Source organism: Mycobacterium venezuelense (assembly GCF_054919535.1).
The window spans coordinates 326,383-338,904 of record NZ_JBONDW010000002.1; the positions used below are offsets into that span (position 1 = coordinate 326,383).

At 66.5% G+C, this 12,522-nt stretch carries 11 protein-coding genes; 6 read left to right on the top strand and 5 right to left on the bottom strand.

Annotation, left to right across the window (positions count from 1 at the left end; translation table 11 throughout):
• The first annotated feature begins 12 nt into the window (after positions 1-12).
• Positions 13-426, top strand: coding sequence for a TIGR03667 family PPOX class F420-dependent oxidoreductase (locus ACRCUN_RS04290; RefSeq protein WP_462140416.1), 414 nt, complete (start codon positions 13-15; stop codon positions 424-426).
• A 55-nt stretch (positions 427-481) separates the two neighbouring features.
• Here ACRCUN_RS04290 and ACRCUN_RS04295 read toward each other — a convergent pair whose 3' ends face one another.
• Positions 482-1,054, bottom strand: coding sequence for an XRE family transcriptional regulator (locus ACRCUN_RS04295; RefSeq protein ID WP_462140417.1), 573 nt, complete (start codon positions 1,052-1,054; stop codon positions 482-484).
• A 210-nt stretch (positions 1,055-1,264) separates the two neighbouring features.
• Here ACRCUN_RS04295 and ACRCUN_RS04300 point away from each other — a divergent pair, with 210 nt between their 5' ends.
• Positions 1,265-2,230, top strand: coding sequence for a hypothetical protein (locus ACRCUN_RS04300; RefSeq protein ID WP_462140418.1), 966 nt, complete (start codon positions 1,265-1,267; stop codon positions 2,228-2,230).
• On the opposite strand, the gene ACRCUN_RS04305 is transcribed toward ACRCUN_RS04300, so the two are convergent.
• Positions 2,190-5,480 (bottom strand): error-prone DNA polymerase, encoded by a 3,291-nt coding sequence (locus ACRCUN_RS04305; protein ID WP_462140419.1) that lies wholly within the window; start codon positions 5,478-5,480, stop codon positions 2,190-2,192. The two genes, ACRCUN_RS04300 and ACRCUN_RS04305, sit on opposite strands and share 41 nt — an antisense overlap.
• Positions 5,481-5,597: 117 nt before the next feature.
• Between ACRCUN_RS04305 and ACRCUN_RS04310 the strand changes: the two genes are divergently transcribed.
• Positions 5,598-5,843 carry a hypothetical protein gene (locus ACRCUN_RS04310; RefSeq protein WP_462140420.1) on the top strand — a complete coding sequence of 82 codons (246 nt, stop codon included), beginning with the start codon at positions 5,598-5,600 and terminating at the stop codon, positions 5,841-5,843.
• Positions 5,840-7,147, top strand: coding sequence for an MbnB/TglH/ChrH family RiPP precursor modification enzyme (locus tag ACRCUN_RS04315; RefSeq protein ID WP_462140421.1), 1,308 nt, complete (start codon positions 5,840-5,842; stop codon positions 7,145-7,147). The genes ACRCUN_RS04310 and ACRCUN_RS04315 overlap by 4 nt, the downstream gene beginning before the upstream one ends.
• Here the strand turns inward: ACRCUN_RS04315 and ACRCUN_RS04320 are convergent.
• Positions 7,060-7,914: a helix-turn-helix transcriptional regulator gene (locus ACRCUN_RS04320; RefSeq protein WP_462140422.1), complete on the bottom strand. Its 855-nt coding sequence runs from the start codon at positions 7,912-7,914 to the stop codon at positions 7,060-7,062. The two genes, ACRCUN_RS04315 and ACRCUN_RS04320, sit on opposite strands and share 88 nt — an antisense overlap.
• Before the next feature lie 86 nt (positions 7,915-8,000).
• Here ACRCUN_RS04320 and ACRCUN_RS04325 point away from each other — a divergent pair, with 86 nt between their 5' ends.
• Both ACRCUN_RS04325 and ACRCUN_RS04330 read left to right on the top strand, forming a co-directional pair.
• On the top strand, positions 8,001-8,777 hold the full coding sequence (locus ACRCUN_RS04325; RefSeq protein WP_462140423.1) for an SDR family NAD(P)-dependent oxidoreductase: 777 nt from the start codon (positions 8,001-8,003) through the stop codon (positions 8,775-8,777).
• Positions 8,778-8,852: 75 nt separating this feature from the next.
• The gene (locus tag ACRCUN_RS04330; RefSeq protein WP_462140424.1) at positions 8,853-9,908 is read left to right on the top strand and encodes a hypothetical protein; all 1,056 of its coding nucleotides are present in this window, start codon (positions 8,853-8,855) and stop codon (positions 9,906-9,908) included.
• An 88-nt stretch (positions 9,909-9,996) separates the two neighbouring features.
• Here the strand turns inward: ACRCUN_RS04330 and ACRCUN_RS04335 are convergent, their stop codons facing one another.
• Positions 9,997-11,553, bottom strand: a complete 1,557-nt coding sequence (locus ACRCUN_RS04335; protein ID WP_462140425.1) for an APC family permease — start codon at positions 11,551-11,553, stop codon at positions 9,997-9,999.
• Positions 11,550-12,440, bottom strand: coding sequence for a universal stress protein (locus tag ACRCUN_RS04340; protein WP_462140584.1), 891 nt, complete (start codon positions 12,438-12,440; stop codon positions 11,550-11,552). Before ACRCUN_RS04340 ends, ACRCUN_RS04335 begins: the two co-directional genes overlap by 4 nt.
• Positions 12,441-12,522: the final 82 nt, after the last annotated feature.

The following is a 12,522-nucleotide window of genomic DNA, read 5'->3' on the forward strand; positions in this document are numbered from 1 at the left end:
TACATTCGCGACATGAGTGCTGAGCTGACACCGGAAGTGTCCCAACGCCTGACCTCCGACCACTACGGCTGGCTGACGACGGTCGCCAAATCCGGCCAGCCGGTTCCCCGGCTGGTGTGGTTCTACTTCGACGGCACCGACATCGTCGTGTACACGATGCCGGGGGCAGCCAAGGTCCGCCACGTGACCGCGCACCCGCGCGTGAGCCTCAACCTGGACTCCGATGGGCACGGCGCGGGGATCATCGCGATCGGCGGCACCGCATCCGTCGACGCCACCGACACCGATCCACGTGGAGACGAACCGTACTGGGCCAAGTACTCGGCCGACGCCGAGACGTTCGGGCTGACCGAGGCGATGGCGGCCTACAACACGCGGCTACGGATCAGCATCGACAAGGTCTGGACGACACCGACCGAGGGCTGAGCACACTTCTGTTTGCTGCGAAGCCCGAAACCCGCTGTGGCGCAGGGTTTGCCGGTCAGCTCGCGTTCTCGGCGAGAAGCGCGTCGTCCCAATCGTTGACGTGCGAGTCGTCATGCTGCCCGAACTCGACCACTGGAGCCATCTCATGAGTGCCGTGATCGGAACCGGGCAATCCGCCAAGGGCGGCGATGGTTTCCCGGATCTTCGCAGCCTCGTCGTCGGTCGGCGTGGCACCGGCCTCGAGTTCGTCGAGCAGACCATCGCGCAGGCCCGCGCCGTTGGCGACTTCCTGAGCCGACAGCTTGGCGTGGATGCGCGTGACGTAGATCTGCTGACCGAGGGTCGAGCCAGGCGCCGCGGCGGCGTGCGCCATGAGCGAGTCGTAGCGTTGCCGAACTCCGCTGAGCGCCACGATGACAGCGGGTGAGGGACGGTTGCTGCTCGCCGCTTCAGTCAGCGCCGCACGCAACTTGCGCATGCCCGAGAGGACGACATCGGCGCGCTTGTGGAACTTTTTGTCCTCCGGGAACGGCAGTGCGTCGATCGCGGCCGAGTACATGTGCATCGCCGCCTCGGAGAGACTGACGATGACTGACGAATCACCTTCCAGCGAGGCGTTCTGACCCATGGGCCCTCAATTCTCCAGGCAATCAAATGCATTGACTCCTCAGGTGAGGACGCGTTCGAAGTAGCGCCGCTCACACCGAGCACGGGATGACATTAGCGGGTCCGGCGCGTCTCGTCATCGGTAGGGGCGATGTGACCCCTGGTGCTGCTCGACGACGGTGGCCATAATCTGAACGCTGCACCGTGGGAGGCTCGGTCGATGGGAGGTCAGATGACCGGAGTTACTGAATCGACAAGGGCCGCCGAATCTTCGGAGCTCGACGAGGTGAGTGACCGCACCGAACCGATACCGCTCGTGACACCCGACCGCGAACACCCGAGCAAGCGCAGTCCTGCCGAGGGCCTGCCCGGTATCGGGTGGTTGGTCTGCGGCGTCGTCGGCAGCATGGCCATTGCGTGGTTCATTTTCCTGGGGCCTGGCGAACTCGGCAGCAAGTCGGAATGGTTCTTCGGTGCGGTCGTCTTCGTCGTCGTCATGGTGACGATGTGGCAGACCCTCAACATCGCGCGCCAGGCCCGGCAGGACGCTGCCGACGCGGCCGACCGCCTGCGCCGCGAGCTCGCCGCCGCCGACGAACGATCCGCACTCGAGCTCGCGCTGACCCAGAAATGGCACCGGGCCGCGATGGAGTCTCAGCAGAAGCTGCACCGCGCTGAACTTGCCGCGCAGCAGGAACTCGCCCGCGTCGAACGCGGCCATCTCCTTGAGCAGTTGCAGAAGCAGGCGATGATCGAGGTGTCGCGCAGCGTGGGCGCGCATACGCGGATGCTGGCCACGCTGTGGAGCGAGGGTGCCCGCTGCCTGCACCTCGACGACCGCGATGAGCGCGAGAAGGCGATGAACGTCATCTTCGAGCAGATCAGCCACGTCGTCACGGATGTCTCGGTCGAGCTCGACAACGCGCACCTGCTCAGCCAGGACGACCGCTTGCATCACGCCTTGGACCGCGTCAACGAGGCCGTCCTCATGGCGATCGGCGTCGCCGAGGAAATCCATGCCAACGTGGTCGATGGGCGCAAGCCGGAGTCGAATCCCATTCCCGCCGTTCAGCGTCTGCTGCACGAGCGGGCCACGGAAGCCCGCCGCCTCGCGTGGTCGTTGCTGCGGACGGGCCTGGAGGACAGCAAGGCCGGGTTCACCGGAAGTCGCGAGACCGTGAACCCACCCGCAACCTGAGCGGCTCCATCCGGTCGGCGACGACGGTGACCGCACCGGTCGCGTTCTGCACGATGCCGCGCACCAACAGAGCCGCCGCCGTCTGGGCCAGTTTGCGGTGGCGCGCCCACACCCCCGGCGCGCACAGCACGTTGACCATGCCGGTCTCGTCCTCCAGGTTCACGAACGTCACGCCCTGCGCTGTCGCGGGCCGCTGCCGGTGAGTTACCGCACCGGCGATCAGGATTCGGGTGCCGTCGGCGACCTCCAGCAACTTGTCCGCGGGTATCACGCCCAACTCGTCGAGGTCGGCGCGCAGGAACTCGGTGGGATAGCTGTCCGGGGATATGCCGGTGGCCCACACGTCGGACGCGGCCAGTTCGAGCGCGCTCATCCCGGGTAAGGCCGGGATGTGCGATGACGACCCCACCCCCGGCAGCCGGTCCGGGCGTTGCGTGGCGGCCGCGCCCGCGGCCCACAACGCTTCCCGACGGGTGATCCCGAAACACCCCAGCGCACCCGCGGTGGCCAGCGCCTCGGTCTGCGGGACGGACAGCTGCACCCGGCCGGTCAGATCGAGCAGGGTTGCGAACTGCCCGTTGGCCTTTCGTTCGTCGACCATGCGCTGAGCCAGATCGTCACCGATGTGGCGGACACTGCCAAGCCCCAGCCGCACGTCCATACCGTGGTTCTCCAGGGTGGCGTAGGCCAGGCTGGCGTTGACGTCGGGCCCGTGCACTGTCACGCCGTGCCGCCGGGCATCGGCGACCAGCGACTGCGGCGAGTAGAACCCCATCGGCTGTGCGCGCAACAACGCGGCGCAGAACGCTGCGGGGTGGTGCAGCTTGAACCACGACGAGTAGAACACCAGCGACGCGAAGCTCAGCGAATGACTTTCGGGGAAGCCGAAATTGGCGAATGCTTCCAGCTTCTCGTAGATCCGGTCGGCCACCTCGCCGGTGATGCCGTGCCGGTCGCGCATACCGTCGTAGAACCGGCCGCGCAGCCTGCGCATCTTCTGGGTCGAACGTTTGGAGCCCATTGCCCGGCGCAGCTGATCGGCCTCGGCCGCGGTGAAACCCGCGCAATCGACCGCCAGCTGCATGAGCTGCTCCTGGAACAGCGGCACGCCAAGCGTCTTCTTCAGCGCGGGCTCCATCGACGGATGCTCGTAGGTGACGCGCTCCAAACCGTTGCGGCGCTTGATATAAGGGTGCACCGAACCACCCTGGATGGGCCCGGGGCGAATCAGCGCCACCTCGACCACCAGGTCGTAGAACTCGCGGGGTTTGAGCCGCGGCAGGGTGGCCATCTGCGCCCGGGACTCCACCTGGAACACCCCGACCGAGTCGGCCTTCTGCAGCATCTCGTAGACCGCGGGCTCGGACAGGTCCAGTTTGGCCAGGTCGACTTTGATGCCCTTGTGCTCGTCGAGCAGATCGATGGCGTAGTGCAGCGCCGAGAGCATGCCGAGCCCGAGCAGGTCGAACTTCACCAAACCTATTGCCGCACAGTCATCTTTGTCCCACTGCAGTACACTGCGGTTTTCCATCCGCGCCCACTCCACCGGACACACGTCGGCGATGGGACGGTCACAGATCACCATGCCGCCCGAGTGGATGCCCATGTGGCGGGGCAGGTTGGCGATCTGCGTGGCGAGGTCGATCACCGGCTCGGGGATCTCGGCGACATCCGGCGAATCGGGAAGCCCGTTCCACCGGCTGAGCTGTTTACTCCAGGCGTCCTGCTGCCCTTGCGAAAATCCCAGCGCGCGGGCCATGTCGCGGACCGCACTGCGGCCGCGATAGGTGATGACGTTGGCGACCTGGGCCGCGTAGTCGCGGCCGTAACGCTCGTAGACGTACTGGATGACGTTCTCGCGCAAGTCCGATTCGATGTCGATGTCGATGTCGGGCGGCCCGTCGCGAGCCGGAGACAAGAACCGCTCGAACAGTAGCTCGTTGGCGATCGGGTCGACGTTGGTGACCTTGAGTGCGTAACAGACCGCCGAGTTGGCCGCCGATCCCCTGCCCTGACACAGGATGTGGTTGTCCCGGCAGAACCGCGTGATGTCGTGCACCACCAGGAAGTAGCCGGGAAACTCCAGCTGCTCGATGATCCTCAACTCGTGCTCGATCTGCGCGTACGCCTTGGGAGCCCGCTCCGGCGGCCCATAGCGCTCAGCCGCACCCGCCATGACGAGATGGCGCAACCAACTGTCCTCGGTGTGCCCGGCAGGCACATCGAACGGCGGCAGCTGCGGGGCGATGAGGGCCAGGCCGAACGCGCACTGCTCGCCGAGATCAGCTGCGGCGGAGACGATGCCAGGACCGAACAGCTGCGCCATCTCCTCCCCCGACCGCAGGTGCGCTCCGCCGAGCGGGGCCAGCCACCCCGCCGCGGAGTCCATCGAATTCCTGGCCCGGATCGCAGCCATGGCCATGGCCAGCCGGCCGCGATCGGGCGCCGCGAAATGCGCGCCGGTGGTGGCGACGACATCGAGGCCGAAACGGGGCGCGAGATCGGCCAGTGCGGCGTTGCGCTCGTCGTCGCATGGCTGCCCGTGGTGGGTGAGTTCGACACTGACCCGGTCAGCCCCGAACCGATCGACCAGATCGGCGAGCGCCTTGCTCGCCGTTTCCGGGCCGCCTTGCGAAAGCGCCTGGCGGACATGTCCTTTGCGGCATCCGGTGAGGATGTGCCAGTGCCCGCCTGCGGCCTCGGTCAACGCATCGAAGTCGTAGCGGGGCTTGCCTTTTTCGCCCCCGGCCAGATGCGCCTTGGCGATTTCGCGCGACAGCCGACGATACCCTTCCGGACCGCGGGCCAGCACCAGCAGGTGCGGCCCGGGCGGATCGGGCTCTTCGGTGCGCGCGACGTTACTCAGCGACAACTCGGCGCCGAACACCGTGGCCACGTCGAGCTCCCTGGCCGCCTCGGCGAAGCGCACCACGCCGTAGAGCCCGTCATGGTCGGTCAGCGCGATGGCCCGCAGGTTGAGCCGGGCCGCCTCCTCGACGAGCTCCTCCGGCGTGCTTGCCCCGTCGAGGAAGCTGTAGGCCGAATGCGCGTGCAGTTCGGCGTAAGGGATCGCCGATCCCCGTGATCGGGACCGCTCGGGCGGCTCATAGGCGCCCCGCTTACGCGACCAGGCCGGGCTGTCTCCGCCGTCACCGGCTTGGTCTTCCAGCGGCAGGCCGGAGCGACGCGGCTTGCCGGTAAGTACGCGCTCCATCTCGGTCCAGCTCGGCGGCCCGTTGTGCCAACCCACCGCACCAGTCTATCGAACACACGTTCGACATGGCCACTTCGTGCGGAAATCAAGTAGTCGACTACGCGCGATCTTGAGCATCGGCTGTTCCTACCGTCGTCCTATCCGGATAGCCCGGTGACCAGCGAGAAAGGCATCATCATGGCCGAATTGAATCCCCAGCCCCTGCCGCCGCGCGACCGGATCCGGATCAGCGCCCCCGACTCGGTGCTGTTCGATCTCAAGAAGTTCCAGAAGGCCCAGGCCGAGGTGCTCGGCAAGGCAGGTTGCCCCGGCTGCCACTCCGGATTGGACCTGCAGTGGCAGACGTTCGCCGACTTCGTCGTCGACGAAGAGGGCTTCGCCTCACCCAACATGGGATGAAGCCGTCATGTCGCGGCCCCGACCTCGGCGTCGGCGTCATCGCCACCACCGGGCTGGATCTGGTGTGGGACGACATCGCCCACCTGATCGACGTGGTCGAGGTCGAGCCGCAGACCATGTGGCACCCGTGCGACGAAAAAGGCTGGGACATAAGTGAGCCCGCCTTCAGGTGGGTCGAAAGCCGTGACCGTCCCACGCTGGTGCACGGCGTGGGATTTCCCGTCGGCGGCTGCGAAGCACCCGATCCGCAGGGGCTCGCGCTGACCGCCGCGTGCGCCCAGCGTCTCGGCGCCCCGCACTGGAGCGAGCACCTGTCGTTCAATCGCGTCCGGCACGCGGGCCGCGATCTCGACGCCGGATTTCTGCTGCCGCCTGCCCAAACCCCGGCTGGGGTCGACGCTGCGGTCGAGCACATCCGCGGTTACCAAAACTGTTCCACCCGACCGTTTCTCATCGAGACGGGGGTGAACTATCTACGTCCGCGGCCCGGCGAGCTGCCTGACGGGGTGTTCATCGCCGAGATCGCAGAACGTGCCGACTGCGGCATCCTGCTCGACCTGCACAATCTGCTGACCAACCAGCGCAACCGCCGCCAGTCCGTCGACGAGGTGCTCGCCGCCTTGCCACTGGATCGGGTACTGGAGATCCACGTCGCGGGCGGTATCGAACTCAACGGCTACTACCTCGACGCTCACATCGGCGGCCCCGATCTCGAACTGCTGACGATGCTCAGAAACGTGATCGGCCAACTACCGCAGTTGCGGGCAGTGGTGTTCGAAGCGGTGCCCTCGTCGATGGTGATGCTCGGTGCCGCAGGCCTGAAGACAGTCCTCGAAGAACTGCACCGCGTCTGCGCGGGCGCTGCCGTCTCACAAGAGTTCCGACGCGCCCGGAAACCTCTCGCCCGCAGCGGCTTCGACGGTGGCGACGATCTCACCGCAACCCGGAAGTGGGAGCGGCACCTGGCCGCCTACACGGCGCGCGCCGCTACCGATCCGCCCAGCGACGATCCCGGCATGCCACTCTTGCGGAGCTTGACCGACCGGGCCCGGCTCGGTCAGCTCACGCTGGCCCGCCCAGGCCCGCTGCGGGAGTTGATCACGACGCGCGGCATCGCCGAAACCGAAAAGCTGTTGGAGCACTACCTCGACGCGTCATCGCCGCAGCGTTGGGCGATCGACGAAGGACGACAGTTCGACGACTGGCTCGAGGCCACTCAGCCCGGCACATCCATGCGTTGGGTGCCGAGCACCGCCAACAGCCGCATGGCCTCCTCGGACGGCGAGCCCGGCTCCGGGGTGTAGATCACCACCCGCTGGTCCCGGTCGGCGATGTCGAGCACATCGCAGTTGACGGCCACCGGGCCGACCACGGGATGTGCGAACGTCTTGCACAACGCGGGTTGGGCGATCACGTCGTGGGCGTCCCACAACTGCCTGAATTCCTCACTGCCGGCGCGCAATTCGGCGATAAGCTCAGCGGTTTCGGGATCGTCCGGATAGCGCGCCGCAGTGGCCCGCAGGTGCTGGGCGCATGTGCGGCCGAACTCGTCGGCGTCGGATACGCCGTAGAGCCGCTGCCCGTCCGGCGGCCGGGGACCGACAAACGCCCGTCGCACGAGGTTGCGATCGCGACGCGACAGCGCCGAGAAGTCCTCCATGAGTGCACACGCCAAGTCGTTCCAGGCGATCACCTCGTAGGTGGCGGACAACACGATTGCGGCGGCCTGCGGCAGACGCTGCAACAGGTCGTGGATGCTCTGCCGGACGGCGCGCGGTGGGCCCGGCGGGGCTTCGGGTTCGACACCGGCCAGCACATAGAGGTGGGCGCGTTCGGCGTCGGACAGTCTCAGCGCACGCGTCAATCCCGCAAGCACTTCACGCGACGGGTGTGGAGCACGAGCCTGCTCCAGCCGCGTGTAGTACTCGGTGGAGATGAAGGCCAGATGCGCGACCTCGTCGCGGCGCAGCCCCGGGGTGCGACGACGCGGGCCGACCGGCAGACCCACGTCGGTGGGGCTGATCCGCTCGCGCCTGCTGCGCAGGAACGTCCCGAACTCGCGCTTGTCCACGCCTTCCATTGTCCGGAGGACGGCGGCGCTAGCCAGGTATCGCTGGTACCTGGATGCGCTGCGCGGTCGCCAGCACGCTCGGTCTCATGACTCAGACAACACACATCGGCATGCTCACCGGCAAGGTCGCGTTCATCTCCGGCGCGGGGCGAGGCATCGGCGCGGCGGCTGCGCGGCTGTTCGCACGTGAGGGCGCGACCGTGCTGCTCGCCGCCCGCACCGAGCGGGAGCTCAAGACGGTCACCGCGGAAATTCGGGACGCCGGCGGCACCGCGGACTACGTGGTGTGCGACCTCGCCGACGGCGCCAGCGTGGATGCCGCGGTTCAGCACACCGTCGAGTTGTGGGGCCGCCTCGACATCGCCTTCAACAACGGAGCGACGATCCAGCCGCCCGGACCGCTCGACGAGTTGGCCGAGGCCGACTTCGACCACGTCTACACCGTCAACCTCAAAGGCGTGTGGCAGGCCATGGCCGCCGAGGTCGCCGCGATCCGCGCCACCGCAAAGACCGGTGCGATCGTCAACACCTCGAGCGTCGGCAGTTTGCACAGCAACCCCGAACTGCCGGCGTACGGAGCGATGAAGCGGGCCGTCAACAGCCTCACCGAATCCGCGGCCGCCACATATGGACCCGAGGGCATCCGGGTCAACGCCATCGCGCCGGGCGCCACCCTCACCGAGATGATCCAGCAGTGGGAGGACGTGACCCCCGGCGTCGTCGAGCGGATCGTCGCAGAAACCCCGCTAGGCCGCGCTGCCCAGCCCGACGAGGTCGCCGAGGCCGCGGCATGGCTGCTGAGCGACCGGGCCTCGTACATCACCGGGGTGACGCTTCGCGTCGACGGCGGCACCTGGGTGTGACGCCCTCGCGCTGCCAGATCCGGACCGACCCCCTACGATGCCTCTGGGCTGGGGATCGGCTGTGAAAGGACGGCGATGACGTCAACGAAGTACATCGGCTACGTCGGCGGTGTTGCGGTAGCGATGGGTGTCGGGGCGGCCATCGCCGCGGCGGGGCAAGGCACCGCGCACGCGGAATCCACCGACAGCGGCTCGAAGGACACCTCCTCCAGCAGCAGTTCCAGCCCCAACACCGGGCCCAAGAAGCCGGCCGCCAACGCGGGCTCCAAGACTGATTCGAAGTCGGATTCGAAGTCGGGTTCGAAGCCCGACCGCCCCAAGCCGTTGTCGAAGCTCAACGACAACCTCGAAAAGGCCGGAGAGAAGCTCAACGAGCAGGTCACCAAGACCGTCAGCACGGTGTCGAAGTCGATCTCCGACTCACTGGCCAAACCCACGACCAAGCCGGGGACCAAGCCTGCCGCCAAGCCGAGTGCCGAGGAGTTCGAGGCCGAGCAGGTCGCGAAACTCAAGAACCTGTTCACGCCCAAGCAGGCCGCCGCTCCCAAGCCGGACAGCTCACTTGAGACCGAACCGGTTGCCGAGCCGGCTAGTTCGACCGTGGTCGGCTCGCCGAAGGTGGCCGCTGCCGTCGAGACGCAGGCCGATGCGAATCCCCAACCGTGGAACCCCCTACGACCTAACGACCAGGAGCCGGAACCCACGGATATCCCCGACGAGATCATCGAACTTCGCAATTCGTTGATGGACCTCACGCCCGAAGCGCTCGACGCATTCGACCCGTTCATTCGCGAAGCGACCGAGCAGATCTACCGCGGCAGCCAGATCGTGCCGTGGGTCAACGCCGTCATTCCGATCAGCAAGATCCTGCCGAGCCTGGCTCCCGCGCTGGGTGATACCGATGAGGCCAGGGATGCCCGGCAGATCATCATCAACGAGCTGATCAAGACGACTCCGCCGGGATCGTTCCTGTACTACGGGTGGGACATCGCCGCGGACCTGCTCAACCAGGAAGTCGCGGGCGACGAACTCAAGCAGCAGTTCTTCATCACCGCGTGGAACATTCTCGACCCCTTCAACCTGGCCCACAACGACGGCAAGTCAGGTATCGGGAACGCAGTCGCCAGCTGACGTTCTGAGTACTTCTCCTCGATGCCGACGGAATGGCTGCAAAACCTCTGCGGTAGCAGCCATTTCGTCGGTCTCGGCGTTGCCGCACCTACTCCACGAGTGACGGGGTGTCATGCCGCAGCGTCTCGCCGCGGAAGAACTCCGGGCTGCGTGAGCGCCAGATCAGCATGAGCACGGCACCGAGCAGCAGGATGCCGAAGCCCATGAAGAACACCAGGCCGATACCGCCGATCGCGGCGCCGCTGCCGTTCTCCGGGTTCATGCTCTCGCCGATGGCGATCACGAACACCGCAGCCAGCATGATGCCGCCGAGCAACGGGAACACGAGCTTGAACACCACGTTGTGGACGTTCGCGAACAGCTCGCGGCGGAAGTACCAGACACACGCGAACGCGGTGATGCCGTAGTACCAGCAGATCATGATGCCAAGGGCCGCAATGGTATCCAGCAGCGCGCTCTCCGAGAGCACGCTCACCACGGTGTAGAACACGCCCGTGACCACACCGGCCGTGATCGTCGCGAAACTGGGCACCAGATAGCGCGGGCTGACTTCGGCGAACCGAGCCGGGAAGGCCTTGTAGGCACCCATCGCCAGCATCGCCCGCGCGGCAGGCAGGAACGTGGTCTGCAGGCTGGCCACCGAAGAGGCCAGGATGGCCAGGAACAGCAGCGGCCCGGCCACGGTGCCAAGCACCGGGTCGGCCAGTGCGGCGAACACGTTGTCGGCGTTGTCGGGATTGCCGAGCCCGAGGTCGGCTTCGCCGACCCCGGCGTACATCATCACCGCGACGGCGATGAGCAGATAGGTCGCCAAAATCGACAGCACGCACAACAGCCCCGCGCGGCCCGGGACCTTCGTCGGATCCTTCGACTCCTCCCCCAGGGTCAGGCAGGTATCCCAGCCCCAGAACGCGAATATCGATCCCGTCACGCCGATCGCGAAGGCACTCAAGGCAAGTCCGGTAAACGGGTTCAGCCAGTCGAAGTCGAACGACAGCCCGGCCGGTGCATCACCGCGGCCGACATGGACGAACGCCATGATCGCGAACGCCAACAGCACCACCATCTGGAATCCGACCAGCACGTATTGCACGCGCTCGCTGGTCGTGATGCCCCGGCTCGCGATCGCGGTCGCGATCGCCAGGAACACGAGAGTCGTGATGATGTTGACGGCCTTGTTGCCGGCGAGGTCGGCGATCGACGGGTTGTTGGTAACCCTGGCGATGAACAGATAGAAGAACTCGACGGCTATCGCGGCAAGGTTGGACAGCACGATGATGGTTGCCATCACCATGCCCCAGCCGCACATCCACCCGACGTATGGCCCGAATGCCTTGGTGGACCACGTGAATGAGGCACCGCAGTCGGGGGCGCGAGAATTCAGCTCCCGGTAGGCGTATGCCGTCAGGAACATCGGGATGAAGCCCGCGATCAGGATCGCAGGCATCTTCAGGCCGACGGCCGCGACGATCAGGCCGATGCTGGCGGTAAGGGTGTAGCCCGGCGCGACCGACGAGATGCCAAGGATGGCACCCGAAAACGTGCCGACCTTACCCGATGCCAGTCCTTTGGAGACCAGCCCGGCAGACTGCTCCGCGGTCTCCAGTTCGCGATGCGACGCAGACTCTGATGCGGATTCCGTCATTGCCGCTCCTCGCCGTCCTTCAACTCGTCCCTTGGCACAACAACCATCGGCACATCCAACACCCGCAGCATCTTCGCCGCGGTGGATCCGAGGAAGATCCGCCGGGGCGCGCTCAGCCGACTCGACCCGACCATGATGACGTCACCGTCGTGCCATTCCAGCTGGTTCACCGCGGCCTCGACGGTGGGACCGTTCACGATAGTCGAGGTCACGGGGAACCCCTCCGGGAGCTCACTCTTGGCGGCCTCCAGCGTTTCCTCTGCGTGCGCGAGCGCATGTCCGCGGACCGCGTCGTCGTCGGAACGCAGTGAACCGAAGGTCGGATCGAGTGCGACGAGCGACACCAGCCGCAGCGGTGTGCCCGCGGCCCGGCTCGCGCGGACAGCCGTGTCCAGCAACAGATCCGAACCTTTGCGCTGGCCGATCGCACAGGTGACCTCCCTGACCCGCTCGACCTTGGAATCCCGGGTTCCGCGGGGCGCCACCGCGACCGGCAGCGGCGACGAGTGCAACAGTTCGTTGACCACCGACCCCAACGAGTAGCTGCCGGCCAGACCACCACCTGATCCACCGACCACGATGGCTCGTGCCTCCAGCCGCAACGCCTCGCGAATCAGGCCGTCGGTGAACGACTCGTCGAAACTCAGATGACCATGAGCCACAACGTCATCGGGCACGTTGGCCAGCGCCTCGTCGAGCCAGCCCTTCGCCTGGTCGGCCAGCACATCCTCGTAGCCGCCCTTCGGCACGAGACCCGGCAGCCGCGTATCGGGCGGCAGCACGATGCAGATCTCGACCTCGGCATCCAGCGTTCTCGCGAACCGGACAGCAAGGGCCAACGCGTCAGCACCACCCGGGGTGGCGAGATATCCGACGACCAACTTCAGCTTTGCCACGTGTCACCCACCATTCCCGCACGGGGCCGTGCGACCGAGTGAAACCGATCCTGTCAACGTAGGGTCCTGCTCA